Below are 24,261 nucleotides of genomic sequence, written 5' to 3' on the forward strand. Positions count from 1 at the left end.
TGTCATCAACCCGTCATGTGGTTGCGATAGATGGGCGCCGAGGCGGCCGCTAATCTGCGGCGTTGTCGCATATCCCCCTTGAATGCCCATGAAGCGCGTGCTGCTGCTTTTGCTGGCGTGCGCCGGCCTGTGGCTGGCTGCATGCTCGTCTTCGATGACTGCCTTGTCCACCTCGCTCAGCGATCGCCTGATCGCGCCAGGTGGCGTGTCGACCCTGCTTGACCAGCCGCGTATCGCCGCGGCCATCGCCGAACTGCCCAACCGTCATGGCTTCGCCCCGGGGCGCGACGGTGTGCCGATCTTCTGGCGCGCGTTCGATCCCGGCGACTACGGCGCGCGCTATCGCTACCTGCCCCAGCGCCACGAAAACGGACGGCCGCTGGATACCGGCCTGAGCCTGGCGTTGCCGCAACCTTTCCGTGCGCAGGCACCGCGTGGCACGGTGGTGCTGTTGCACGGCTGGATGATGAACGGCGATTCGATGCTGCCGTGGTCGTTGCAGCTGGCCGGATCCGGTTACCGCGTGGTCACCCTCGACCTGCGCAACCATGGCCAATCCGGCGCCGGTCCTTCCGGCTACGGCACCTATGAATCGGACGATGTGGTGGATGTCATTGCCGAGCTGCGCGCACGCGGTGAAGTGACCGGCCCGCTGTACCTGTTCGGAGTTTCCTATGGTGCGGCAACCGCGCTGTTCACCGCCGACAAGCTGGGCGACCAGGTGGCCGGCGTGGTGGCGATGGAATCGTTCGCCAACGCCGGCGTGGCGATCCGCACGATGATTCCGCACCTGATGGCACTGCAGCCGGAGGGCCTGAAGGCGCAGGCGGTGGCTTCGTACGCGCGTTGGCGTTATGGCAGTCAGGACATCAACCAGGTGGTTGCCGCGGCCAGCCGTCGCATCGATGTGGACCTGGACAAGGTGGACGTCGCCCGCGCGCTGGCCGATACCCGCGCCTGCGTGCTGCTGCTGCACGGGCAGGGCGACCAGCACATTCCGGTCAGCCAGGGGCGTGCGCTGGCGCAGGCCAATCCGCGTGCGCACTACATCGAAATGCGCGGCGAAGACCACATCACCCTGCCACTGCGGCTTGATCTGCTGGCCGGCGTGGTCGATGACTGGATGGCGCGCGACGAACACCACCCGAAGGCCGCCTGCCCGGCGCCGCAGCTGCCCGCGCAGGCGGCATGGCTGGCGCACAGCTGAAGAGGGAGACGAAGCGGATCAAGTCGTTTCAGGCACAAACGGTTTGATCCGCTCCGTCCCTTTTTGTCATGGCAGGCGTCGAGCCAGTGCGCGCGCCGAGGCCGCTACGCCCAGCAGCAGCACCGCCACGCACAGGAAGGCCGAACCCAGGCTGGTGGCATGGGCGAGGGCGCCGATGGCGGCCGGTCCGGCGAGGATGCCGGCATAGCCGAGCGTGGTTACCGCGGTGATGGCGATGCTCTCCGGCATCGCACGCTGCTGGCCGGCCATCGAGAACAGGGCCGGCACGATGTTGGCGCACCCCAGGCCGACCAGCACATAGCCGGCCAGCGCCACCGCGAAGGACGGCACCAGCGTGGCCAGTGCGAAACCGGCGGCCGCCGTGATGCCGCCCAGGACGATGGTGCGGGTGCGGCCAAGACGCTCGACGATGCCATCGCCGAACAGGCGCATCGCGGTCATCGCCAGGGTGAATACCGCAAAGCCGGCACCAGCCTGGTCACGCGGCACCTGCCGTACTTCGGCCAGGAACACGGCGCTCCAGTCCAGCATCGAGCCTTCAGCCAGGAACACCACGAAGGCCAGCACGCTGATGAACAGCACCACGCCGTGCGGCATGGCCAGCATCGGCCCGTCGTGCAGGATGCGCTGCGGGCGCCAGTGGGGGGCCGACAGCAGCGCGACCAGCAGCATCGCCGCTACAGCGATCAGCGACGCCAACCACAGCGGCATGCCCAGTATCAGCAGGCCGGTCATGCAGCCGGCCCCCACGAAACCCCCGATGCTGTAGAACGCGTGGAAACCGGACATCATCGGGCGACCGGCGTCGCGTTCGACAGCCACCGCCTGCATGTTCATCGTGCAGTCCATGGCGCCCACGCCGGCACCGAACACGAACAGCGTCGCCCCCAGTGCCAGCGGGGTGGGCGCCAACGCAAGCAGGGGCAGGCTGAGCAGAATCAGCGCCGTGGTGATGACCATCAAACGGCGGGCGCCCAGACGTCCGGTCAACGCCCCTGCCAGCGGCATCGCCAGCAGTGAACCCAGGCCCAGGCAGAGCAGCAGCCCGCCGAGGCTGGCATCGGACAGCCCGGCTTCTACCTTGGCGTAAGGCACCATCGGTGCCCACGCAGCGGTGGCGAAACCGGGAATGAAGAAGGCGGCGCGGGTGGCATGCTGCTGGGCACGTGGAGATGAAGGCGTCATGCGCGAAGGAGACTCCAGGAATTCATTGCCATGAAAACGTTTTCATGGGTGTTGGGCAAGTGCCATGGGCGACATCCAGCGGCGAATACGAATGCAGCGTCCTGCAGTTGCCGGTGATCAATCACCGCGCTGGATTCGGCGCCCAAGCCTCACCGCCGATTAACGCTGCCTGCGCAGAGTAGCCACACGGTCGGTATCCCGCCGCACCGTTGCCGGAGATCAGCGCATGAGCAGTACACCGACCATCCTCCTCGTCCATGGATTCTGGGACGGGGCCGCACACTGGGCCAAGGTGATTCTGGAGCTGCACCGCAAGGGCCACGACCAGGTGAAGGCGGTGGAGTTGCCGCTGACTTCGCTGGTCAACGATGCAGAGCGCACGCGCCGGATGATCCGGCAGATCGAGGGTCCGGTGCTGCGGTCGGTCATTCGTATGGCGGCGCGGTGATCACCGAGGCCGGCAACGAGCCCAATGTGCAGGGGCTGGTCTACATCGCCGCGTTCGCGCCGGACAAGGGCGAAAGCGCCGGCGGCATTACCCAGCAGCATCTTCCCGAAGCCGCCCCCAATTTGGTCCCCGACAGCGACGGCTACCTGTGGCTGCGCGCGGACAAGTTCCACGAAAGCTTCTGCCAGGATCTCAGTGCCGAGGAGGGCTGGGTGATGGCGGTGACCCAGAAGGCTCCCTTGGCCAGCACCTTCGGTGATGCCATCAGTGAACCGGCATGGAGGCAGAAACCCAGCTGGTACCAGCTTTCCAGCCATGACCGGATGATCGCGCCGCAGAACCAGAAGGCGATGGCCGCGCGCCTGCAGCCCAAGCGCCTGCTTGAGCTGGACGCCAGCCATGCCTCGTTGGCATCAAGGCCAGCCGAGGTCGCTGGCCTGATCCTGGAGGCCGCAGCCGCAGCCGCCGTCGGCTGAGCCTGCGCCAGTGGGGCGCACGACAGCATGCGCGCGGGAGAGTAAACTCCTGCGCCTGCGGCCCCCGGCCGCCATCGTCCGCTTCCCTCCAGCCGCCGCCAGAGGATCCCACCGCTTCGTGGAGGTCCCGTCGTGCCTGTGTCTTTCCGTTTCCCGCTTCCCCGTCGTCGCCCCCTGGCGTCCGCGCTTGCCCATGGCCTGTTGCTGGCCACGTTCGTCGCCAGCGGCACCGCCGCCGCGCAATCCACCCGTGCTGATGATGCAGAGGGCAAGGCCGCGTCGCAGACCCTGCAGACCGTGCAGGTCACCGCCAACCAGCTGGGTACCATCACCGAAGGCAGCGGCGCCTACACGCCGGGCACCATTGCTACGGCCACCCGCCTGGTGCTGACGCCGCGGCAGACGCCGCAGACCATCAGTGTGATCACCCGCGCGCAGATGGACGATTTCGGTCTGAACGGCATCGACGATGTGATGCGGGTGACCCCCGGCATCAGCATCGTCACCTACGACAGTGAGCGTACCGAGTACTACGCACGGGGTTTTGCCGTGCAGAACTTCCAGTACGACGGCATCCCGATGTCGCGCGACTCGGCCTACTCGGCAGGCAACACGCTCAGCGATACCGCGATCTACGATCGCATCGAAGTATTGAAGGGCGCGACCGGCCTGCTGACCGGCATGGGCGATCCGGGCGCGACCATCAACCTGGTGCGCAAGAAGCCGGGCGGGGAATTTGCCGGCAGTGCGACGCTCGGCGTTGGCCGCTGGGACGACTATCGTGCCGAGGTCGACGTGGGTGGGCCGCTGACTGCGGATGGTCGCGTGCGCGGCCGTGCCGTCGGTGCCTGGCAGGACAAGCATTCCAATCTCGATATCTACCAGCGCACCAGCAAGGTGGGGTATGCCGTGCTGGAAGCCGATCTTGGCGAGCGCACCCTGCTGACCGTGGGCGGTGATGTGCTGGACAGTGATCCGAAGGGCTCGACCTGGGGCGGCATTCCGCTGCTGGACAGCCAGGGCAACTTCAACGACATGCCACGCTCGTTCAACAACGGCACCCGCTGGAGTGGCTGGCGGCAGTACACACGCACCGGCTTTGCCACGCTGGAACATACCTTCGACAACGACTGGGTGGCCAAGCTGCAGCTCAACCACCAGGTCAACGGTTACGACGCCGCGCTGGCCGGCGCGGCCGGTGGCAACCCCGACCCGATGACGGGTGAGGGCGTGTCGCTGTGGCTGGGCAAGTATGTCGGCAGGACCGTCAGCAACGCAGCCGATTTCTACCTGAGCGGGAACTTCGGCCTGTTCGGGCGCCAGCATGAGCTGGTGGTGGGCGGCAGTGCTTCGCGCAAGCGCTGGACCAACACCGGCTACTCGCCGCAGCCCGGCTACCCGACAGCCGTTGCCGACTACTACAGCTGGAAGGGCGACATTCCCGAGCCGGAGTGGCAGCGTGGCTATGGCAACAATGAAGTCACCCGCGAGAACGGCCTGTACGTGGTCGGCCGCTTCGACGTGGCCGATCCATTGAAAGTGATCGTCGGTAGCCGCCTGGCCAGCTATCGCTCGCCGGAAACGCGCGAAACAGGTGTGTTCGTACCCTATGCCGGTGTGGTCTACGATCTGGGCGAGCACTACTCGGTGTATGCCAGCTACAGCACCATCTTCAAGCCGCAGGGCCAGCGCGACGAGCAGGGCAGGACGCTGGATCCGCTGGAAGGTCGCAGTTATGAGATGGGCCTGAAGGCGGAGTTCCTCGATGGCCGTTTCAACGCCAGCGCGGCATTGTTCCAGCTTGACCAGGACAACTTCGCCGAGCCCACCGGTGGCAGGACGCCGACCGGTGATATTGCCTATCGCGGGTTGATGGGGGTGCGTACCAAGGGCTACGAACTGGAGCTGTCCGGGCAGCTGGCTGAAGGCTGGCAGGTGCAGGGCGGTTTCGCCCACAAGATCGCGCGCCAGGCCGGCACCAAGGTGTCCACGCTGGAACCGGAGAACCAGTTCAGCCTGCACACCAGCTACCGCCTGCGCGGTGACTGGCAGGGGCTGACCCTCGGTGGTGGCGCGCGCTGGCAGGATGCCACCTTCGGCAACATCACCAATCCGGCCAGCGGTGCATCGGTAGTCCACCGCACCCAGCCCTACTGGCTGCTCGATGCGATGGCGCGCTACCAGTTCAACGACCGGCTGTCGGCCACGATCAACGTCAACAACCTGCTGGACAAGCGCTATTACACGATCTTCAGCTGGTACAGCACCTACACGTGGGGTGAGCCGCGCAACGTGCGGCTGTCGATGACGTACAAGTTCTGAAGCCAGCGGTGGTAGCGCCGGGCCCACGCCCGGCTCTACAGAAATACGCCCGCGATGCACGAGAGCATCGCGGGCGTTGTCGTTACAGCGCCAGGTCGAACACCAGCACCTCGGCGTCGTTGCCGTTTTCCAGGGTCAGCTGCGCTTCGTCGCTGACCTGCAGTGCGTCACCTGCTTCCAGGGTGATGCCGTTGACCTGCAGCTGGCCACGGGCAACCTGCACATAGGCGCCACGCCCGCTGCCCAATGCATGGTGCAGCTTCTGCTCGCCATCAAGGATGGTGGCGAAGATGCGTGCATCCTGGTGGATGCGCAGCGAGCCGTCGGCACCGTCCGGCGAGGCGATCAGGCGCAGCTGGTTGCGCTTGGTTTCCGGTGCGAAGTGGGTCTCTTCGTACGATGGAGCGATGTTTTCGGCATCCGGGAAGATCCAGATCTGCAGGAAGTGCACTGGCTCGTCGGCCGAATGATTGAACTCGCTGTGGCTGACACCGCTGCCGGCGCTCATGCGCTGTACGTCGCCATAGCGCAGCACCGAGCCGGTGCCCATCGAGTCCTTGTGCTCCAGCGCGCCACCCAGCACATAGGAAACGATCTCCATGTTGCTGTGGCTGTGGGTGCCGAAGCCCTGGCCGCCGATCACCTTGTCTTCGTTGATGACCCGCAGCGGGCCGAAGCTCACATAGCGCGGGTCGTAGTAGCTGGCGAACGAGAAGGTATGGCGCGAGGACAGCCAGCCATGCTCGGCCAGGCCACGGGTAGCGCTCTTGCGGATCTGCAGCATGATGGAATCTCCTTGTTCGATGGTTTCGATGGGGCGGGGCGGGCCGGTAGCCGCTGTGTTTCCCCGTTGACGAGAAGTATCCGCTTGCACCCGGGGTTTGAAAAACGGATAGTTTTGACAGTCATCATCGAAATTTTCGAATGCTCAAGCTCAGTCTCGACGCCCTGCAGATCCTGGATGCGATCGACCGCCGCGGCTCGTTCGCAGGCGCTGGCAAGGCCCTGCACAAGGTGCCTTCGACCATTTCCTACACCGTGGCCAAGCTGGAAGAAGACCTGGGGGTGCAGCTGTTCGACCGGGTCGGGCCCAGGGCGGAGCCGACCGAGGCCGGGCGCGCGCTGCTGGAAGAGGGCAGGCACCTGTTGCGGGCGGCGCGGGAACTGGAGCTGCGGGTGCGGCGGGTCGCATCCGGCTGGGAGGCGGAGCTGACCCTGGCGGTCGATTCCGTGTTCCCGACCTGGCTGCTGGGGCCGGATATCGCCGCATTCCGCGAGGTGGCCGCGCCCACCCGCCTGCGCCTGTTCGGCGAAGCCCTGTCCGGTACCTGGGAGGCGCTGCTGGACCGCCGTGCCGACCTGCTGGTGGGCGCGCCGGGCGAGGGCCCCAGCGGTGGTGGGTATGTGGTCGAGCCGCTGGGCAGCGTGGGTTTCGTGTTCGCGGTGGCGCCTGATCATCCGCTGGCATCGGTGCCGGGGGTATTGGGGCGCGAGCAGTTGTCAGCGTACTGCGCGATCGCCGTGTCCGACTCGGCGCGGCGTCTGCTGCCGCGCACGGTGGGCCTGTTGATGGGGCAGGAGACGCTGACCGTGCCGGACATGGCCAGCAAACTGAAGCTGCAATGCCAGGGATTGGGGTTCGGTTTCCTGCCTGAACCCTGCGCGCGGGCGGCGGTGGCACGCGGCCAGCTGGTGATCCGCGAGGTGGAGGAACACAAGCCGGAGGAGACTTTCTGGCTGGCCTGGCGCACCGGCGAGGATGGTGCGGCGCTGCGCTGGTGGCGCGAGCGGCTGCGCCGGCCGGAGCTGCTGGCGCAGTGGTGGCAGGCGATGGCAGAGGGATAGGGGTGTTCGGCAGGGCTGCGCCCTGCACCTGCCGAAGCCGAAGCCGAAGCAAAAGCCGAAGCAAAAGCTGGTTTGCTGTGGGGAGGCGGGGGGGGGGGGGGGGGGGGGGGGGGGGGGGGGGGGCGGGGGGGGGCGCGGGGGGCGCCCGGCCGGCCGCCGGCGGGGGGGGGGGGGGGGGCGGGGGCGGGGGGCCGGGGGGCCGCGGCCCCCCCTCCCCCGGCCCGGGGGGCCTCCCCCGGCCCCCCCCCGCGCCCGCCCCCCCCCCCCCCCCCCCCCCCCCCGCCTTCGACAGATCTCCGCGGCTGTTGGTGGGTGTCGACCTTGGTCGACATGTGGATCCACGCCATGCGTGGATGCTCTTTGTTCAATTGTCGAAATATTCGATTCCGATGGATTCATCCACGCATGGCGTGGATCTACCAGATCGCGGGAATCTGTCAGAGGTGGGGCGGTGTCGGAGTGCGGGGTGTCAGCCGCATGGATGCGGCTGCCAAGCCTACAAGGATGTACTTGCGGCGTCCCCGCACTCCGACGCCGCCCCGCCATCCCACGGAACACCAGCTTCTGCAGTTGCTGTTGCTCCAGCTGGTAGCGGGTGCAGGGCGCAGCCCTGCCGAAAAACACAAAAAAAACAGCAGGCCGAGGCCTGCTGTTTCGGTGTAATGGTGCGCCCGGAGAGATTCGAACTCCCGACCGCCTGGTTCGTAGCCAGGTACTCTATCCAACTGAGCTACGGGCGCCCTGCGACAGGAGCGGAATTATGCGGATGTCGGCGCGCTTCGTCAACGCCTTTGTGAAAATTTTCATGCAACTGAATGAAAAATACGTCGGCCACGGCCTGTGGTGCTTTCATCCAGGCGAAGTGATCGGCACGCACGCCCAGCTCCTGCGCAGACAGCACGCGCAACTGTGAGGCCACATTCGGCAGCTTCGCCAGCAATCCCTGCATCGAGGCGACGGGCGCCAGCCAATCGTTTTCCATCAGCACGGCCTGCGCGCTGCCGTGGATCCGCGACATCTGTGCTTCCAGGTCTTCGTCCATGCCGGCGGCGGCGTAATGGTTGTTCAGGCCCACCCGTGCCCAGTCGGCGATGAGTCCGCGTGCCTCGGTGCCCCCGAAGCCCAGCCGGCGACCGTGCAGCACGCCCTGGCGTCGGGCGATCCAGGGCAGGAAGCGATAGAACAACGGCAGCAACCAGCCACGTGGCGGCGGGAACGCGCGCCAGAACGGCGTGCCGCTGGCAGCCAGCCAAAGGCGCGCGAACGCACCCGGCTGGCGTCCCGCATGCACGCAGGCCAGCTGCCCGCCCAGGCTGTGACCGCCGATGATCCAGGGCTGCGTGCCGTGTTCGGCATCAGCGGCTGCCAGCACGGCCTGGCTGACCGGCAGATCCTGTTCGAGGATTTCGCGGTAGCCCCAATCCTCCGCGCGCGAAGGGCGCAGCGAACTGCTGCCATTGCCACGCCACTCATGCAGATAGACCGCCACGCCCCTGGCCGACAGCGCCTGCGCCAGCGGCAGGTAGTGCCGTGCAGCCACGCCCAGCGCGGGCAGCCACAGCAGCCGGGCCACAGGCTGCACAGGTACGCAGGCGATCACCTCGAAGCGGTGGCCATCGCCGCTCTCAACGGCCAATGTGCGCGGTGTGCAGGTCATACGTGCGGTGCAGCGCCGAAGTGATCCAGTACCAGCACCTCGCTGCGGCCAGGCGCGTAGCCCTGCTGCAGGCCGCGCGCGACGTAGTCGATGCCCGCTTCGCAGGCATTGGCCAGGCTCAGCCCGTTGCACAGCTGCGCGGCGATCGCTGCAGCCAGCGTGCAACCTGTGCCATGTGCATCCAGTGGCAGTCGGGCGTGGATGAATTCTTCGTTGCTGACACCGTCGAAGTAGCGATCGATCACACGGTTGCCTTCGTGCAGGTGGCCGCCTTTCAACAGCACCGCGCCCGCACCCAGATCGAGCAGGGCGGCGGCGGCCTGTTCGGCATCGTCGCCGTTGCATACCTTGCGGCCCACCAGCAGTTCCGCTTCCGGTGCATTGGGTGTGACCAGCGTGGCCAGCGGCAGCAGTCGTTCGCGCATCGCCTTCAGTGCGCTGTCTTCCAGCAGGCGCGCACCGCTGGTGGCGACCATCACCGGATCGAGCACCACATGTGCCGGACGATGGCGCTGCAGGGCGTCGGCCACGGCATGGATCACATCGGCGTTGGCCAGCATGCCCAGCTTCACCGCATGGATGTCGAAGTCGCCGAAGCAGGCCTCCAGCTGTGCACGCAGGAAGTCGATCGGCGGCACGTGCACGGCGGTGACCCCGCGGGTGTTCTGCGCTGTCAGTGCGGCGATCACCGACAGGCCGTGCACGCGGTGCGCGGCGAAGGTCTTCAGGTCAGCCTGGATGCCGGCGCCGCCGCCGGAATCGGAGCCGGCGATGGTCAGGGCGGAAACGGGAGTGGTGGGGCTCATGCGGTGATTGTGCCGCGCTGCCCTGGCATGGGGTAGTGCCGGCCGCGGGCCGGCAACCCGAAAAGACTCGTGGCTGCGGCGTGCTTCAATGCCGCCAACGCGCCCACTGCTGGTAGAGCACATAACCCAGGCCGGTCAGGCCGGTCAGCAGGGCGGGGGCAAGCAGGGCATCGTAGTGCCATCGAACGAACAGCCAGGCACCGATGACGCCGCCGCCCAGGAAGCCGCTGATGATGAGGCCGCTCAGCGTCAGTCGGCGGACCTGCAGCGGCAGCCCGCGCAGCAGATGGCCCAGGCCGATGCCAAGGTCGGTGAACATGCCGCTGAGGTGAGTGGTACGCACCACCGCGCCACTGAACGTGGTGGCCATCGCGTTCTGCAGGCCGCAGGCCATCGCCGCCGACAACGCGCCCCAGATCTGATGCTGCTTGAACAGTGGAATTGCCGCCAGCAGCAGCGCCGATTCCAGTGCCAATGCGATGCCATAGCGGCGACCCAGCTGCAGGGCGCTGTCCTGGATCAGCAGCCCACTGAGCATGGCGCCCAGCGAGAATGCAATCAGCAGCCCCCACAGGTGGCCCACCGCGCGCCAGTCGCCTTGTGCCAGCGCCATGCCGAGCTGGCTGGTGCTGCCGGTCAGGTGGCTGACGGCCTGGTGTTCAAAACCCAGGAAGCCCACCACGTTGACCATGCCGGCCACGCAGGACAGCGCGACCGCGCCGATCCAGACCCAGGTGGGCAGGCGGATTCCCATGGCAGGCCCTCAGGGCCCGCCGAAGCCGCCGTTGAACTGCAGCTCGCTGAACGTCCCGCTGGCCGGATCGAATACCGCGCCCCAGAACTGCGCGCCACCATCACAGACGCGCACCGCTTCGCGGGCAGGGCGAAGGCTGTTGTCCTCGGGGAGGTGGAAGGCGTTGATGTAGATCACCTGTTTCCGGTCCAGCTCGATGCCGACGTACTGGCGATCGAAATCCAGTACGCGCGGCACCTGCGGTTCCAGCACGGGCAGTTTTGCTTCCAGCTGGTCCACCTGCGCGCGGCTGGGGGCCCAGTAGCCGCTGACCCGCCCGGCCTCGCGGCCGGGACTGGGCCGCGAGCAGGTGTCGAGCACCTGCGCGGCGATGATCGGGCGGGTGACCACCCAGGATTGGCCGGTGCGTTCGACGGTCGGCACGCTGGCCGGTCCCTGCGTGGTCGCGCAGGCACCGAGCAGGGCAGCGGCCGCCAGTGGCAGCAGACGGATGCAACGGTTCACAACACCTCCGAAGCGTAATCGGCCAACCGCGAGCGCTCGCCGCGACGCAGGGTGATGTGCGCGCTGTGTGGCCAGTTCTTGAAACGGTCCACCGCGTAGGTCAGGCCCGAGGTGGTCTCGGTCAGGTACGGGGTATCGATCTGTTCGACGTTGCCCAGGCAGACGATCTTGGTGCCGGGGCCGGCACGGGTGATCAGCGTCTTCATCTGCTTGGGCGTGAGGTTCTGCGCCTCGTCCAGGATCAGGTAACGCGACAAGAAGGTACGGCCGCGCATGAAGTTCATCGAGCGGATCTTGATCCTGCTGGCGAGCAGGTCGTTGGTGGCCGCGCGACCCCAGGTGCCGCCTTCCTGGTTGTGGGTCAGCACTTCCAGGTTGTCGGTCAATGCGCCCATCCACGGCGTCATCTTTTCTTCCTCGGTGCCGGGCAGGAAGCCGATGTCCTCGCCAACGCTGACCGTGGCGCGGGTCATGATGATCTCGCGGTAGCGCTGCTGGTCCATCGTCTGTGCCAGGCCCGCGGCCAGCGCCAGCAGGGTCTTGCCGGTACCGGCGGTGCCGAGCAGGGTGACGAAGTCGATCTCCGGGTCCATCAGTGCGTTGAGCGCGAAATTCTGCTCGCGGTTGCGCGCGCTGATGCCCCACACGGCATGGCTGCCGTGGCGGAAGTCATCGACCAGCGAGAGCACGATCTTGCCATCGCCGACCACGCGGCTGACGCGCAGTTCCACTTCGTCTTCGCCCGGCAGGTAGACGTACTGGTTGGGGTACCAGTCTTCGCCGTCCTGGGCCAGGATTTCGTAATGCGTGCGGCCCTTGTCGCTCCAGCTGCGCAGATCTTCGCCATGGCGCTTCCAGAAGTCCTCCGGCAGCTCGGTGGCGCCGGTGTAGAGCAGGCTGAAATCATCCAGTGCGCGATCGTTTTCGTAATCTTCCGAGACGATCCCGGCGATGGCCGCCTTGATCCGCAGGTTGATGTCCTTGGAAACGAACACCACCGGAATTTCCGGCGTCTCTTCCTTCAACGCCAGGATCGCACCGAGGATGGCGTTGTCCGGGATGACCTTGCCAAAGCTCTTTCCGGCGTCGAAATGGCTGGTCTGGAAACGCAGCTTGCCGACGCTCTGCTTGCCGCGCAGCTGCAGGCCCTGCGGGCGTTGCAGCGGAATGCCTTCGCCCAGGTTGTCCAGGCCCGAGGCCTGCACCAGTTCGTTGAGGAAGCGGCTGACCTGGCGCGCATTGCGGCTCGCCTCGGTGGTGCCCTTCTTGCCGTTGTCCAACTCCTCGATCACCTGCATGGGCAGGTAGACGTCGTGCTCCTCGAATTTGAACAGCGCGGTGGGATCGTGCATCAGCACGTTGGTATCCAGCACGTAGATGCGCTTGCCTCGGGTCATCGTCGATTCCTGGTTACGGGCAGGGAAAAACCACCACGGCCTGCTGCGGGGCAGGGTGATGGCAGACACAGTAGGCAGTGGGACTCACTTGGACTGGGAGGCCTTCAGTTCGGCGAGAACGGCATCGGCATGGCCGGCGACCTTGACCTTGCGCCAGGACTGCACGATGCGGCTGTCGGGGGAAATCAGGAAGGTGCTGCGCTCGATGCCACGTACCTGCTTGCCGTACATGTTCTTCATCTTGATCACGTCGAAGGCGCTGCACAGCGCTTCGTCGCCATCGCTGACCAGCGGGAACGCAAAGCCCTGCTTGGCACAGAAATTGTCGTGCGACTTCACCGAATCACGCGACACGCCCAGCACGACGGCACCGGCCTTCTTGAAGGCCGGCAGCAGCGCGTTGAAGTCGATGCCTTCGGTGGTGCAGCCCGGGGTGCTGTCCTTGGGATAGAAATAAAGCACCAGCCAGTGGCCGGCGAAGTCGCCAAGGGAGGCTTGGGCGCCGCCGGACAGTGCCAGCGGCAGGGAGAGGGTGGTGCTGTCCAGGGTGTCGCCGTTGTTCATAAGGTCCTTCTGCGGAGCCTGGGTTCTTTCCAAGACAATTGCATGAAACGCCACGCGCCCGTGAGGAGCGCGCGAAAAATCAGAACTTCATCGGATCCATGATCGCGTCCAGGTTCAAGTGGTCGCAGAACTCGAGGAAATCGTCGCGCAGCGCAGCGATGTGCATGTTGGCCGGCACGCCGATGGTGACCTGCGCGCTGAACATCTCCGCACCGGTCTGCATCGCGCGGTAACGCGTGCTCTGCAGGGTTTCGATGGTGATGCCCTGGCGGTCGAAGAAGTCGGCCAACTGGAACAGGATGCCCGGCTTGTCGGCGGCGATGACTTCCACGATGTAGGGCAGCAGGTTGGACTGCGCCTGCTTGGCCTCGGTGCGGTACCAGACCAGCTTCAGGCCTTCCTCGCGTTCGAGGCGGGTCAGCATGGCTTCCAGTTTGGCCACCGAATCCCAGGAGCCGGTGGCCAGCGCGGTTACCGAGACATCGCGGCCCACCGTGGCCAGGCGTGCATCCACCAGATTGCAGCCGCTGTCGGCGATGCGGCGGGTGACGGACAGCAGGGGGGACTCCGGATGCGTCGTATAGGCGTTGATCAGGAGGTGGTTTTCGCTGGGCGCTGGGCGCGGGGTGGTGTCGGTCAAGGCGATTCCGGGTAATGCATGCGTTAGTCTGAATGCCCGCCAGAGGCGGGGATCCACCGGTGTCCAGCATACTTGCCCGTGCTTTCGCGCCGCAAGTAACATTCAAGTCGCCCCCGGCCTTTCGTGGCGGGCGTTTTCCCTTCCCAGCCAAGAGCAGCACGTCCTTGTCCCTTTCCGGCCTCATCACCGCGCTGGCGACCCCCTTCCGGGCCGACGGTGCACTCGACCCCGACGGTTGGCAGCGCCTGCTGCACCTGCAGCTGGAGGGCGGCGTCCAAGGCGTTGTCGTTGCCGGCTCCACCGGCGAAGCCGCCACCCTGTCCGATGCGGAGTACGACCAGCTGCTGGCCAGCGCGGTCGAACGCATTGCCGGCCGCGTTCCGGTCCTGGCCGGCACCGGGTTGTCCGGCACCGCCAAAACGATCGAGCAGACCCGCCGCGCCGCCGCGCTGGGGGCCACCCATGCGCTGGTGGTCACGCCTCCCTATGTGCGCCCGACCCAGGCCGGCCTGATCGCGCACTACCGCGCCGTGGCCGACCAGGGCGGCCTGCCGGTGGTGCTGTACAACGTGCCCGGCCGCACCGGCTGCGACATGTTGCCGGAAACCGTGGCCGAGCTTGCCAGCCATCCGAACATCGTCGGCATCAAGGAGGCGGTCGGTGACATGGGCCGCGTGCGGGCACTGCTGGACCTGCAGAGCCCGGCGTTTGCCGTGCTCACCGGTGACGACGGTACCGCAGCACGTTCGATCCAGGCCGGCATGCAAGGCCTGGTCTCGGTCGGCTCCAACGTCCTGCCCGGCGCCTACCGCCGCATGTGCGATCTGGCCGCCGCCCACGATCACGAAGCCGTTGAATCCTGGGATGCGCGCCTGCAGCCGTTCCATGACTTCTGCGGTGTCGAATCCAACCCGATTCCGGTCAAGGCGCTGTTGCGTCGGATCGGTATCGGTCACGATCTGCGCCTGCCGTTGCTGCCGCTTTCGGCTGCACACGCGCCTGCCGCCGACCATCTCGCCGGCGATATCGCCGCCCTCGAAGCCCTTTCCAGCCACTGACCTTCTGTCTTGGTCTGATCCAGGAGATTCACATGCGTCAATCCGTTTCCGCCGTCCGCGTGCTGTCCTTCGCACTCCTTGCCGTGGCCACCGTGGCCGGCACCACCGGCTGCTTCAAGCGTGGCGTCAAGGGTGACTACGCCCTGGCCCCGGAAGTGCGTCCGCTGGAAGTGCCGCCGGACCTGAACCTGCCGGCGGGTTCCGGCAACAACCAGGTGCCGGCCCTGAGCTCGGCCACCAAGCCGGCCGCGCCGGCTGCCGCTGCCCCGGCTGCGGCCAACACCGGCTTCACCGTCGCCGGCAGCAAGGACGAGGCCTTCGCCAAGGTCGGTACCGCGCTGGAAGGCATCGAAGGCCTGACCATCGCCACCCGTGCACAGCTGCTGGGCTCCTACGACGTGGCCTATGAAGGCAGCAACTTCCTGATTCGCGTGGTTGCCGTCGATGCCGGCGCCTACGTCTCGGCCGTCGACCCGCGCGGCCTGCCGGCGACCGCCGAAGCCCCGGTGAAGCTGATCGCTGCCCTGAAGGCGAAGCTGGCGCCGTAATGGCCGGCAGCGCCGGGCCATGCCCGGCGAGCGCGCAAAAGCAGAAAAGGGCGCCCATGGCGCCCTTTTCCTTGCCACAACAAGCGCTTCTCAGCGCTCCAGCAGCTTCAGCTTGTCCGGTTTGCCGTCCCACTCGCCAGCGTCGGCCGGCGGGTCCTTGCGTACGGTCAGCACCGGCCATTCTTTGGCCAGCTCGGCGTTGAGGGCCACGAATGCCTCCTGGCCAGCCGGGACATCGTCTTCGGGGAAGATCGCATTGACCGGGCACTCGGGCTCGCAGAGGGTGCAGTCGATGCACTCATCCGGGTCGATCACCAGGAAGTTCGGGCCTTCGTGGAAGCAGTCCACGGGGCAAACTTCCACGCAATCGGTGTGTTTGCACTTGATGCAGTTTTCGGTGACGACAAAGGGCATGGGTAGGGGGCGGATCGCTTTCTGAACCTGCCAATTCTAGAACAGGTTGGGCTCCGATGCCGGTTGCTGTGTCGCGCTCCTGCAGGATCGAGCCCGGGCAGGGGCCATTTGGCAGCAGCGCAGGGCTGTGCGAGGCTGCTCATGCAACCGGCCCTGAACGGGCCGGGCTCCCTTCCACCCAGGATCCTCCATGACCCCAGTGCAGCCGGGTACCGCCGTCGACGGCGGCGAAAACACCGCGTTCATCGTCCTGATCAGCTGCGTGGCCACCCTGGGTGGCTTCCTGTTCGGTTTTGACAGCGGCGTCATCAACGGCACGGTCGATGGCCTGCGCCAGGCGTTCAACTCCAGCGGAGCCGCGCTCGGGTTCGAGGTCGCCTCGATGCTGCTGGGCTGTGCGATCGGCGCGTTCGTGGCCGGCTGGCTGGGTGACCGGCTGGGGCGACGCGGCGTGCTGATCGTGGCGGCGCTGATGTTCCTGCTGTCGGCGCTGGGCGCAGGCGCTGCACATGCGTCCTGGTTGTTCGTGGCCGCCCGCGTACTCGGTGGCTTCGCGGTAGGCGCGGCCAGCGTGATGTCGCCGGCCTACATCGCCGAGGTCGCTTCGGCGCGCTATCGCGGCCGGCTGGCCACGGTGCAACAGATGGCCATCATCTGCGGCCTGTTCGCGGCCTTCCTCAGCAACTATCTGCTGGCGCGGGCCGCCGGCGCTTCCACCGAGCCGCTCTGGTTGGGGCAGGAGGCATGGCGCTGGATGTTCTGGATGCAGGCGCTGCCGTCATTGCTGTTCCTGCTGCTGTTGCTGGTGATTCCGGAGAGCCCGCGTTTCCTGGTGATGAAGGGGCGCCAGGCGCAGGCGAGGGCAGTGCTGGGCAGGTTGTACGGGGCGCACGCAGCGGCAACCAAGCAGGCTGGAATCGAAGCAAGCCTGGCGCAGGACCAGCACCAGCCGCGCTTCGGCGACCTGCTCGGCAAGACCACCGGCCGGCTGCGTCCGATTGTCTGGGTAGGTATCGGCCTGGCCATGTTCCAGCAGCTGGTCGGCATCAATGTGGTGTTCTATTACGGTGCGGTGCTGTGGCAGGCGGTGGGCTTTTCCGAAAGCGATGCGCTGCTGATCAACGTGCTGTCCGGCGGCCTCAGTATCGGTGCCTGCCTGTTGACGATCGTGCTGATCGACCGCATCGGGCGCCGGCCGTTGCTGTGGATCGGCTCGGCCGGCATGTCCATCGCGCTGGTGGCAATGGTGGTGGCCTTCGCCAGCGGCAGCCTGGCCGATGGCCGCCTGCAGCTGTCCGATGGCATGGGCCGGTTGGCGCTGGTGGCCGCCAATGTCTATGTGGTGTTCTTCAACATGTCCTGGGGCCCGGTGATGTGGGTGATGCTGGGCGAAATGTTCCCGAACCAGATCCGCGGCCCTGCGCTGGCGGTAGCCGGTGCGGCGCAATGGACATCGAACTTCGCCATCACCGTGACCTTCCCGGTGCTGCTGGCCGGCATCGGCCTGGCCGGGGCGTACGGCATCTATGCGGCGGTGGCCATTCTCTCGATCTTCTTCGTCATCGGCTACGTGCGCGAAACCAAGGGCAAGGAGCTGGAGCAGATGGAGGGCTGACGTGTGCCTGGCTTCGGTTGCATTTCGTCGGCGCCTGATTGTCCACGGTGTGAGGGGGCAGGCCGCCCTCTCCAGGACACGCAAAAGCCCATCCATGGTGCTCGATGGCGCCATCCATGGCGCCAACGGTCCTGGAGAGGGCGACCTACCCCCTCCTGACAGTTTCATGGTGCCAGCGGATGTACTGAAGGCTGATCGGCTGTTGCTGCAGCGCGCGGGAAACCGTCCAGGGCGGGCGGGGTCACCCAGGGCTGGACCGTTGGCGCAATGGATGGCGCCATCGAGACCCCATGGATGGGTTCACGGCGTGTCCTGCCCTGGGTGACCCCGCCGGCTTAAGCCGATAGCAGGGCGGCGCTCAAGCGACCAGCCCAGTCGGCGACACGATTCCGGAAAACAGAAAAGCCCGCACAAAGGCGGGCTTTTTCCGTTCCTGCTGCGGCGACTGGTGCTCCCTAGGGGACTCGAACCCCTGTTTTAGCCTTGAGAGGGCCACGTCCTAACCACTAGACGAAGGGAGCAGTGTGTCGCTGCCGATGCAGGAGCGCTAGTATATGCACCTCGATGCCATTGGGCAATCCCGAAACTTCAACCGGAAGCGCCAACATCATTTCCTCTGCTACATCACCGTTCAGCCTGCGCGTCATCCCGCGCGACCAGCACACCATCTCCCGCAAGGAGATCAGCCCGAACGCGTTGCGCGTGCTTTATCGACTGCGCGATGCCGGCTTCGGCGCCTACCTTGTCGGCGGCGCGGTGCGAGACCTGCTGGTCAATGGCCAACCCAAGGATTTCGACGTGGCCACCGACGCCACGCCTGAACAAGTCAAGCAACTGTTCCGCAACTGCCGCCTGATCGGCCGCCGATTCCGGCTGGCCCACGTTGTGTTCGGCCGCGAGATCATCGAAGTGGCCACGTTCCGCGCCAACATCGATGATGGCAGCGGCGACCGCGAGATGGAAAACGGCATGCTGGTGCGCGACAACGTGTACGGCACCATCGAAGACGACGCCATCCGTCGCGACTTCACCTGCAATGCGCTGTACTACGCCATCGAGGATTTCTCGGTGCGTGACTACACCGGTGGCTTTGAAGACGTGCAGGCGCGCCTGATGAAACTCATCGGCGATCCGGTGCAGCGCTACCAGGAAGATCCGGTGCGCATGCTGCGTGCGGTCCGCCTGGCGGCCAAGCTCGGCTTCCAGATCGAAGAGGGCACTGCTGCGCCGATTCCGCAGCTGGCGGGCCTGCTCAATGAGGCCGCGCCGGCGCGGCTGTTCGAGGAAGTGCTGAAGCTGTTCCTGTCCGGCCACGGCGTGGCCAGCTTTGAAGGGCTTGAACGCTACGGCCTGTTCGAAGTGCTGTTCCCGGAAAGCGGCAAGGCGCTGAAGTCCAACCGTACCGGTGCGCTGCGCCGCATGCTGGTGGAAGGCCTGGCCAACACCGATGCACGCGTGGCCAACGACGAGCCGGTGTCGCCGGCGTTCCTGTTCGCCCTGCTGCTGTGGCCGGCGTTCTGCCGTGCGCAGGCAACGCTGCTCAAGCAGGGTGTGGCCCCGGAAGAGGCGCAGCGACGTGCCGCGGACCGGGTCACCGTGCAGCAGTTGAGCACCATCGCACTGCCGCGCCGCTTCTCGCTGCCGATGCAGGAAATCTGGTTGTTGCAGGCGCGCTTCAGTTCGCGCCAGCGCAAGCGCGTGCTGCGCACGCTGACCCATCCGCGTTTCCGCGCAGCCTTCGATTTCCTGGCCCTGCGCCAGGTCGCGTCGGCCGAGCACGAGGCTGATGTGGCCTTCTGGCGCGAAGCGCAGGCACAGTCCGGGCATGAGCTGGAGTTGTCGCCGGATGCCGCGCACGGCGACGCTGCCGATGATGAGGGTGGAGCGCCGCGCAAGCGTCGCCGTCGCCGCCGTCGTCCTGATGGCCCCGCTGCCGGTGCCGCCGAGTAATCCATGACCGCTGCATGGATCGGGCTGGGCGCCAATCTCGGCGACGCAGCCACTACCGTCCGCGCGGCCATTGCCGCGCTGGACGAGTTGCCCCGAAGCCGGTTGCTGCAGGCGTCGCGCCTGTACGCAACGCCTGCATGGGGCATTGAAGACCAGCCACCCTTCATCAACGCGGTGGCGATGATCGAGACCGGTCTGCCGGCGCTCGAGCTGCTGCGGGCCATGCTGGCGCTGGAACAGCGCTTTGGCCGCGTACGCGACCCCGCCGTGCACTGGGGGCCGCGCGCGCTGGACCTGGATCTGCTGTTGTTCGGCGACCAGGTGCTGGACCTGCCTGAGCTCACAGTCCCGCATCCCTACCTGCACGAACGTGCCTTCGTGTTGGTACCGCTGGCCGAAATCGCTGCGGATCTGGCCATTCCCGGGCATGGTCGCGTGCAGGATGCAGTAATGCGGGTGGATGCCTGCGGGATCGCGCCGATAGGGTGATAATGCCCGGGTTATCTCCCCCGGTTATCAGCACATGAGCACCCACGCAGACAGCAAGCCCTGGACCGTTCCCGCCCTGGCCGAGGCCAAGCGCAAAGGCCAGAAGCTGGTCATGTTGACCGCCTACGACGCCGGCTTTGCCCGCACCTTCGATGCCAATGGCGTCGATCTGATCCTGATCGGCGATTCCCTTGGCATGGTCGTACAGGGCCATGATTCGACCCTGCCGGTGACGGTGGCCGACATGGTCTACCACACCCGCGCGGTGGCCCGCGTCCTGCAGCGTGCGCTGCTGATCGCCGACCTGCCGTTTGGTGCTGATGCCACCCCCGAGCGCGCGCTGGATGCTTCGCTGCAGCTGCTGCAGGCAGGCGCGGAGATGGTCAAGATCGAAGGTGCCGGCTTCAAGGTCGACATCATCCGCTACCTGGTGGAACGCGAGATCCCGGTCTGTTCGCACCTGGGCCTGACCCCGCAGTCGGTGCTGCGCCTGGGCGGCTTCAAGATCCAGGGCCGCGGCGATGCAGCGCGCCAGCTGGTGGAGGACGCCAAGGCCGTGGCCGAGGCGGGTGCCAGCATCATCGTGCTGGAATGCGTGCCGACCCCGGTTGCCGCAGATGTGACGGCCGCTGTGCCGGTGCCGACCATCGGCATCGGTGCCGGCCCGCAGTGCGATGGCCAGGTGCTGGTGCTGCACGACTTCCTGGGCCTGGACAGTGGTCATCGCCGCCCGAAGTTCGTCAAGGATTTCCTTGCCGAAGGCGGGTCGGTGGCCGGTGCCACCCGCGCCTACGCCGATGCCGTGCGTGATGGCAGTTTCCCCGACGAAGAACACGCGTACGCCCAATGATCCAGACCTTCAACGAACTGGGTGCGCTGCGCGCGCAGATCGCACAGTGGAAGCGCGAGGGCCTGCGCGTGGCACTGGTGCCGACCATGGGCAACCTGCACGGGGGGCACCATGCGCTGGTGACCCTGGCCCGGCAGTACGCCGACAAGGTGGTGGCCAGCATCTTCGTCAACCCGACCCAGTTCGGCCCGAACGAGGATTTCAACCGCTATCCGCGCACGCCCGAGGCTGACGTGGCCGGGCTGGAGCAGGTGGGCTGCGATGCAGTGTGGCTGCCCAGCGTGGAAGCGATGTACCCGCTGGGCGTGGACAAGACCACGCAGATGCACGCACCGGGCGTCAGTGAAGTGCTGGAGGGCGCGAGTCGCCCGGGTCACTTCGACGGCGTGTGCACGGTTGTGGCGCGCCTGTTCCTGCAGGTGCAGCCGGATGTGGCTGTGTTCGGCCGCAAGGACTACCAGCAGTTGGCGGTGATCAAGCAGATGGTGGCCGAGCTGTCGTTCCCGATCCAGATCGTCGGTGCCGAGATCGTGCGCGAGGACGATGGCCTGGCCAAGAGCTCGCGCAATCAATACCTCAGTGCCGAGCAACGTCCGCTGGCAACCACCCTCCACCGCACCCTGCTGGGCATGCGCGAAGGTTACGTAGCTGGTCAGGCACGCGAGCGCATCGAGGCGGACGCTGTCGCCACCCTGCAGTCCGCCGGCTTCGTGGTGGACTACGCGGTGCTGCGCACTGCCGAGCTGGCCGAACCGACCTTCGATGGCGGTGGACGGGTGGCACTGCTGGCCGCGCGACTGGGTACGACCCGGTTGATCGACAACCTGGAATTCTGATTTCCGCCGATCCACGCAGGGCGTGGATCGGCTGATCGCCCGGGCCCTGCCCAGGGCCCGGAACCTGCCCGTCACGGACGACCTGCCCGACATGCTCCCTCAACCTGCCAGCGCCGGCCGTCGTGCCGTGGCGGCGATGCTTGCTGCATTCGCCGGTGGACTGCTGCCGGCCCTGCTGGTCGGGGTACTGCTGGCCATTCCCGGAGTCGGGCGAGACCTGGGTACGGCGGTGACCGGCGCCGGGCTGATGTTCCTGCTCGGATTCTGCAATGCCGTTGCGGTGCTGCTGCCGATGACGCTGATGCTGCTGGCCGGCGGACGGCTGCGCTGGTACTGGATCGCCCTGGCTGGCGCCGCGCTCGGGGCGTTGGCCATGGCCACCTGCGACTGGCCTGGCGGCCGTGACGGTACGCTGCTGGCGCGCCTGCGTTATGTGGATCTCTTCGACTGGATCCGCTATGCCGGGTCGGTACTGGTCGCTGGCGGTTTCGGTCTCGTGGCCGGGCTGGGTTTCCATGGCGTGTTCCGCGCGGTCCTGGTTACGGCCAGACCGCGGTGACAGACGCCGCAGGCTGGCCCGCCTGAACGGCCTGCAGCATCCAGCCGCCGGTGTCTGCCGGCCGCCCCGTGGGTGCTAGAATCGGCTCTTTCCTATGCCGTTGCAGCGTCCCCCATGCACCTGTCCCTGCTCAAGACCAAGATCCACCGCGCCACCGTCACCCATTCCGAGCTGAACTACGAAGGCTCGATCGCCATCGATGACAACCTGCTCGCTGCCACCGGCATCCGCGAGTTCGAGCAGGTGCACATCTGGGACGTGACCAACGGTGCGCGCTTCTCGACCTACGCCATCCGCGCCGAAGCCGGCAGCGGTGTCGTCTCGCTCAACGGCGGCGCTGCGCGCCACGTGCAGGTCGGTGACATCATCATCATCGCCGCGTTTGCCAGCATGACCGAGCAGGAAGCTGACAGCTTCAAGCCGAAGCTGGTGTACGTGGACGGCAACAACCAGATCTCCCACACCAACGACACGATCCCGACCCAGGCCGCATGACAACGAACAACGGATTCGACTCGCTGCATTCCCACGCCCAGCGCCTGAAGGGCGCAAGCATCCCCGACCTGCTCGCCGCCGAACCCGGTCGTGTGCAGGACCTGGCGCTGCGGGTCGGTCCGTTGTATGTCAATTTCGCCCGGCAGAGGTACGACGCCGCGGCGTTGCAGGCGCTGCTGGCGCTTGCTGCCGAGCGCGATGTCGGCGCTGCGATCACGCGCCTGTTCCGTGGCGAGCAGGTCAACCTGACCGAAGGTCGCGCTGCGCTGCATACCGCGTTGCGCGGCGATGTGGTCGATGCGCCGGTGGCGGCAGAGGCCTACGCCACTGCGCGCGGCATCCGCCAGCGCATGGGCGTGCTGGTGCGCGCGCTGGAAGACAGCGGCGTGACCGATGTGGTCAGCGTCGGCATCGGCGGTTCCGATCTGGGCCCGCGCCTGGTCGCCGATGCACTGCGCCCGGTCACCGGTGCGCGCCTGCGCGTGCATTTCGTGTCGAACGTGGACGGCGCCGCCATGCAGCGCACGCTGGCCACGCTGGATCCGGCGAAGACGGCCGGCATCCTGATCTCCAAGACCTTCGGCACCCAGGAAACCCTGCTCAACGGCCAGATCCTGCACGACTGGCTCGGTGGCAGCGAGCGCCTGTACGCGGTCAGTGCCAATCCCGAGCGTGCCGCCAAGGCCTTCGCGATCGCTGCCGATCGTGTGTTGCCGATGTGGGACTGGATCGGTGGCCGCTATTCGCTGTGGTCGGCGGTCGGTTTCCCGATCGCGCTGGCGATCGGCTTCGAACGCTTCGAACAACTGCTGGAAGGCGCCGCGCAGATGGATGCGCATGCGCTGGATGCACCGCTGGCGCGCAACCTGCCCGTGCTGCATGCGCTGACCGATATCTGGAACCGCAATCTGCTGGGCTGCGCCACGCACGCGGTGATGACCTATGACCAGCGCCTGGCGTTGCTGCCGGCCTATCTGCAGCAGCTGGTGATGGAAAGCTTGGGCAAGCGCGTGCAGCGCGATGGCCAGCCGGTCACCACCGACACCGTGCCGGTGTGGTGGGGTGGGGCGGGTACCGACGTGCAGCACAGCTTCTTCCAGGCGCTGCACCAGGGAACCAGCATCATCCCGGCCGATTTCATCGGCTGCGTGCATAACGATGATCCGTATACGGTCAACCACCAGGCGCTGCTGGCCAACCTGCTGGCGCAGACCGAGGCGCTGGCCAATGGCCAGGGCAGCGACGATCCGCACCGCGATTACCCCGGTGGCCGGCCGAGCACGCTGATCCTGCTTGACGCGCTGACTCCGCAGGCGCTGGGCGCGCTGATCGCCATGTACGAGCACGCCGTGTACGTGCAGTCGGTGATCTGGAACATCAACGCCTTCGACCAGTTTGGTGTCGAACTGGGCAAGCAGCTGGCCAGTGGCCTGCTGCCGGCACTGCAGGGCGAGGATGTGGCGATTGCCGATCCAATGACCCGCGAGATCCTGGCGCAGCTGAAGGGCTGATCCGGGTTGGGGATGCCGCCGGGCATGGCCCCGCGCGGCCCGTGGTTGGGCCGGGTGCGCCGGGGCATGCCCGGGGGGCCGGGCCCCCGCGCCGCGGGGGGTGTGGGGGG

24 protein-coding genes and 2 tRNA genes are annotated in these 24,261 nt (G+C 66.6%); 14 read left to right on the plus strand and 12 right to left on the minus strand.

The features are described from left to right. Positions 1-88: 88 nt before the first annotated feature. Positions 89-1,207: an alpha/beta fold hydrolase gene (locus ACVOLJ_RS11075; protein WP_475278120.1), complete on the plus strand. Its 1,119-nt coding sequence runs from the start codon at positions 89-91 to the stop codon at positions 1,205-1,207. Between the two features lie 66 nt (positions 1,208-1,273). Here the strand turns inward: ACVOLJ_RS11075 and ACVOLJ_RS11080 are convergent, their stop codons facing one another. Further along, entirely contained in the window at positions 1,274-2,413 is a 1,140-nt protein-coding gene (locus ACVOLJ_RS11080; protein WP_481564128.1) for an MFS transporter, read from the minus strand. A 282-nt stretch (positions 2,414-2,695) separates the two neighbouring features. On the opposite strand from ACVOLJ_RS11080, the gene ACVOLJ_RS11085 reads away from it, so the two are divergent. Continuing rightward, complete coding sequence (locus ACVOLJ_RS11085) at positions 2,696-3,337, plus strand: alpha/beta hydrolase (protein ID WP_481564139.1); 642 nt, start codon at positions 2,696-2,698, stop codon at positions 3,335-3,337. Positions 3,338-3,469: 132 nt separating this feature from the next. Continuing rightward, complete coding sequence (locus ACVOLJ_RS11090; protein WP_475278123.1) at positions 3,470-5,659, plus strand: TonB-dependent siderophore receptor; 2,190 nt, start codon at positions 3,470-3,472, stop codon at positions 5,657-5,659. An 82-nt stretch (positions 5,660-5,741) separates the two neighbouring features. Here the strand turns inward: ACVOLJ_RS11090 and ACVOLJ_RS11095 are convergent, their stop codons facing one another. After that, complete coding sequence (locus ACVOLJ_RS11095; RefSeq protein ID WP_481564129.1) at positions 5,742-6,443, minus strand: pirin family protein; 702 nt, start codon at positions 6,441-6,443, stop codon at positions 5,742-5,744. Positions 6,444-6,583: 140 nt separating this feature from the next. On the opposite strand from ACVOLJ_RS11095, the gene ACVOLJ_RS11100 reads away from it, so the two are divergent. After that, complete coding sequence (locus ACVOLJ_RS11100; RefSeq protein WP_481564130.1) at positions 6,584-7,504, plus strand: LysR family transcriptional regulator; 921 nt, start codon at positions 6,584-6,586, stop codon at positions 7,502-7,504. Positions 7,505-8,167: 663 nt separating this feature from the next. Here the strand turns inward: ACVOLJ_RS11100 and ACVOLJ_RS11105 are convergent. The 8 genes from ACVOLJ_RS11105 to ACVOLJ_RS11140 all read right to left on the minus strand — a co-directional run bounded on the left by ACVOLJ_RS11105 (position 8,168) and on the right by ACVOLJ_RS11140 (position 13,826). Further along, positions 8,168-8,244 (minus strand) — tRNA-Arg (locus ACVOLJ_RS11105). After that, complete coding sequence (locus ACVOLJ_RS11110; RefSeq protein ID WP_475278126.1) at positions 8,235-9,161, minus strand: alpha/beta hydrolase family protein; 927 nt, start codon at positions 9,159-9,161, stop codon at positions 8,235-8,237. The genes ACVOLJ_RS11105 and ACVOLJ_RS11110 overlap by 10 nt, the downstream gene beginning before the upstream one ends. After that, positions 9,158-9,967, minus strand: a complete 810-nt coding sequence (gene thiD, locus ACVOLJ_RS11115; protein WP_481564131.1) for a bifunctional hydroxymethylpyrimidine kinase/phosphomethylpyrimidine kinase — start codon at positions 9,965-9,967, stop codon at positions 9,158-9,160. Before thiD ends, ACVOLJ_RS11110 begins: the two co-directional genes overlap by 4 nt. An 85-nt stretch (positions 9,968-10,052) precedes the next feature. Beyond that, the gene (locus ACVOLJ_RS11120; protein WP_481564132.1) at positions 10,053-10,721 is read right to left on the minus strand and encodes a YoaK family protein; all 669 of its coding nucleotides are present in this window, start codon (positions 10,719-10,721) and stop codon (positions 10,053-10,055) included. 9 nt (positions 10,722-10,730) lie between these two features. Further along, positions 10,731-11,225, minus strand: coding sequence for a hypothetical protein (locus tag ACVOLJ_RS11125; protein WP_475278129.1), 495 nt, complete (start codon positions 11,223-11,225; stop codon positions 10,731-10,733). Next, a complete protein-coding gene (locus ACVOLJ_RS11130; protein WP_475278131.1) occupies positions 11,222-12,622 on the minus strand; it encodes a PhoH family protein in 1,401 nt (466 codons plus the stop codon). The genes ACVOLJ_RS11125 and ACVOLJ_RS11130 overlap by 4 nt, the downstream gene beginning before the upstream one ends. Positions 12,623-12,706: 84 nt before the next feature. Continuing rightward, positions 12,707-13,186 carry a peroxiredoxin gene (locus ACVOLJ_RS11135; protein ID WP_475278132.1) on the minus strand — a complete coding sequence of 160 codons (480 nt, stop codon included), beginning with the start codon at positions 13,184-13,186 and terminating at the stop codon, positions 12,707-12,709. Positions 13,187-13,265: 79 nt separating this feature from the next. After that, entirely contained in the window at positions 13,266-13,826 is a 561-nt protein-coding gene (locus ACVOLJ_RS11140; protein WP_025879444.1) for a glycine cleavage system transcriptional repressor, read from the minus strand. Between the two features lie 164 nt (positions 13,827-13,990). On the opposite strand from ACVOLJ_RS11140, the gene dapA reads away from it, so the two are divergent. Both dapA and ACVOLJ_RS11150 read left to right on the plus strand, forming a co-directional pair. After that, a complete protein-coding gene (dapA, locus tag ACVOLJ_RS11145; RefSeq protein WP_475278133.1) occupies positions 13,991-14,884 on the plus strand; it encodes a 4-hydroxy-tetrahydrodipicolinate synthase in 894 nt (297 codons plus the stop codon). 32 nt (positions 14,885-14,916) lie between these two features. Further along, positions 14,917-15,432, plus strand: a complete 516-nt coding sequence (locus ACVOLJ_RS11150; RefSeq protein WP_481564133.1) for a hypothetical protein — start codon at positions 14,917-14,919, stop codon at positions 15,430-15,432. Between the two features lie 90 nt (positions 15,433-15,522). Here the strand turns inward: ACVOLJ_RS11150 and fdxA are convergent, their stop codons facing one another. Then, positions 15,523-15,846 carry a ferredoxin FdxA gene (gene fdxA, locus ACVOLJ_RS11155; protein WP_313443328.1) on the minus strand — a complete coding sequence of 108 codons (324 nt, stop codon included), beginning with the start codon at positions 15,844-15,846 and terminating at the stop codon, positions 15,523-15,525. Between the two features lie 190 nt (positions 15,847-16,036). Between fdxA and ACVOLJ_RS11160 the strand changes: the two genes are divergently transcribed. Beyond that, on the plus strand, positions 16,037-17,461 hold the full coding sequence (locus ACVOLJ_RS11160) for a sugar porter family MFS transporter (protein ID WP_475278135.1): 1,425 nt from the start codon (positions 16,037-16,039) through the stop codon (positions 17,459-17,461). A gap of 446 nt (positions 17,462-17,907) precedes the next feature. Here ACVOLJ_RS11160 and ACVOLJ_RS11165 read toward each other — a convergent pair. Further along, positions 17,908-17,982, minus strand: a tRNA-Glu gene (locus ACVOLJ_RS11165). A 49-nt stretch (positions 17,983-18,031) separates the two neighbouring features. Here ACVOLJ_RS11165 and pcnB point away from each other — a divergent pair. From pcnB to pgi, 7 genes are all read left to right on the plus strand, one after another. Beyond that, entirely contained in the window at positions 18,032-19,411 is a 1,380-nt protein-coding gene (pcnB, locus tag ACVOLJ_RS11170; RefSeq protein ID WP_475278188.1) for a polynucleotide adenylyltransferase PcnB, read from the plus strand. 3 nt (positions 19,412-19,414) lie between these two features. Further along, positions 19,415-19,900 carry a 2-amino-4-hydroxy-6-hydroxymethyldihydropteridine diphosphokinase gene (gene folK, locus ACVOLJ_RS11175; RefSeq protein ID WP_481564134.1) on the plus strand — a complete coding sequence of 162 codons (486 nt, stop codon included), beginning with the start codon at positions 19,415-19,417 and terminating at the stop codon, positions 19,898-19,900. 34 nt (positions 19,901-19,934) lie between these two features. Next, a complete protein-coding gene (gene panB / locus ACVOLJ_RS11180) occupies positions 19,935-20,750 on the plus strand; it encodes a 3-methyl-2-oxobutanoate hydroxymethyltransferase (RefSeq protein WP_481564135.1) in 816 nt (271 codons plus the stop codon). After that, the gene (panC, locus tag ACVOLJ_RS11185) at positions 20,747-21,586 is read left to right on the plus strand and encodes a pantoate--beta-alanine ligase (RefSeq protein WP_475278138.1); all 840 of its coding nucleotides are present in this window, start codon (positions 20,747-20,749) and stop codon (positions 21,584-21,586) included. The genes panB and panC overlap by 4 nt, the downstream gene beginning before the upstream one ends. Before the next feature lie 91 nt (positions 21,587-21,677). Then, positions 21,678-22,145, plus strand: a complete 468-nt coding sequence (locus ACVOLJ_RS11190) for a hypothetical protein (RefSeq protein ID WP_481564136.1) — start codon at positions 21,678-21,680, stop codon at positions 22,143-22,145. 114 nt (positions 22,146-22,259) lie between these two features. Then, positions 22,260-22,640, plus strand: a complete 381-nt coding sequence (gene panD / locus ACVOLJ_RS11195) for an aspartate 1-decarboxylase (protein ID WP_004153087.1) — start codon at positions 22,260-22,262, stop codon at positions 22,638-22,640. Beyond that, positions 22,637-24,151 carry a glucose-6-phosphate isomerase gene (gene pgi, locus ACVOLJ_RS11200; RefSeq protein ID WP_481564137.1) on the plus strand — a complete coding sequence of 505 codons (1,515 nt, stop codon included), beginning with the start codon at positions 22,637-22,639 and terminating at the stop codon, positions 24,149-24,151. Before panD ends, pgi begins: the two co-directional genes overlap by 4 nt. Positions 24,152-24,261: the final 110 nt, after the last annotated feature.

It is taken from the genome of Stenotrophomonas sp. STEN046 (assembly GCF_056759755.1).

Bases quoted from the DNA above. Each gene is read 5' to 3' on its own strand.
- ACVOLJ_RS11075 (WP_475278120.1), top strand. From the start codon at position 89: ATGAAGCGCGTGCTGCTGCTTTTGCTGGCGTGCGCCGGCCTGTGGCTG.
- ACVOLJ_RS11080 (WP_481564128.1), bottom strand. From the start codon at position 2,413: ATGACGCCTTCATCTCCACGTGCCCAGCAGCATGCCACCCGCGCCGCC.
- ACVOLJ_RS11095 (WP_481564129.1), bottom strand. From the start codon at position 6,443: ATGCTGCAGATCCGCAAGAGCGCTACCCGTGGCCTGGCCGAGCATGGC.
- ACVOLJ_RS11100 (WP_481564130.1), top strand. From the start codon at position 6,584: ATGCTCAAGCTCAGTCTCGACGCCCTGCAGATCCTGGATGCGATCGAC.
- ACVOLJ_RS11110 (WP_475278126.1), bottom strand. From the start codon at position 9,161: ATGACCTGCACACCGCGCACATTGGCCGTTGAGAGCGGCGATGGCCAC.
- thiD (WP_481564131.1), bottom strand. From the start codon at position 9,967: ATGAGCCCCACCACTCCCGTTTCCGCCCTGACCATCGCCGGCTCCGAT.
- ACVOLJ_RS11120 (WP_481564132.1), bottom strand. From the start codon at position 10,721: ATGGGAATCCGCCTGCCCACCTGGGTCTGGATCGGCGCGGTCGCGCTG.
- ACVOLJ_RS11130 (WP_475278131.1), bottom strand. From the start codon at position 12,622: ATGACCCGAGGCAAGCGCATCTACGTGCTGGATACCAACGTGCTGATG.
- ACVOLJ_RS11135 (WP_475278132.1), bottom strand. From the start codon at position 13,186: ATGAACAACGGCGACACCCTGGACAGCACCACCCTCTCCCTGCCGCTG.
- ACVOLJ_RS11150 (WP_481564133.1), top strand. From the start codon at position 14,917: ATGCGTCAATCCGTTTCCGCCGTCCGCGTGCTGTCCTTCGCACTCCTT.
- fdxA (WP_313443328.1), bottom strand. From the start codon at position 15,846: ATGCCCTTTGTCGTCACCGAAAACTGCATCAAGTGCAAACACACCGAT.
- ACVOLJ_RS11160 (WP_475278135.1), top strand. From the start codon at position 16,037: ATGACCCCAGTGCAGCCGGGTACCGCCGTCGACGGCGGCGAAAACACC.
- folK (WP_481564134.1), top strand. From the start codon at position 19,415: ATGACCGCTGCATGGATCGGGCTGGGCGCCAATCTCGGCGACGCAGCC.
- panB (WP_481564135.1), top strand. From the start codon at position 19,935: ATGAGCACCCACGCAGACAGCAAGCCCTGGACCGTTCCCGCCCTGGCC.
- panC (WP_475278138.1), top strand. From the start codon at position 20,747: ATGATCCAGACCTTCAACGAACTGGGTGCGCTGCGCGCGCAGATCGCA.
- ACVOLJ_RS11190 (WP_481564136.1), top strand. From the start codon at position 21,678: ATGCTCCCTCAACCTGCCAGCGCCGGCCGTCGTGCCGTGGCGGCGATG.
- panD (WP_004153087.1), top strand. From the start codon at position 22,260: ATGCACCTGTCCCTGCTCAAGACCAAGATCCACCGCGCCACCGTCACC.
- pgi (WP_481564137.1), top strand. From the start codon at position 22,637: ATGACAACGAACAACGGATTCGACTCGCTGCATTCCCACGCCCAGCGC.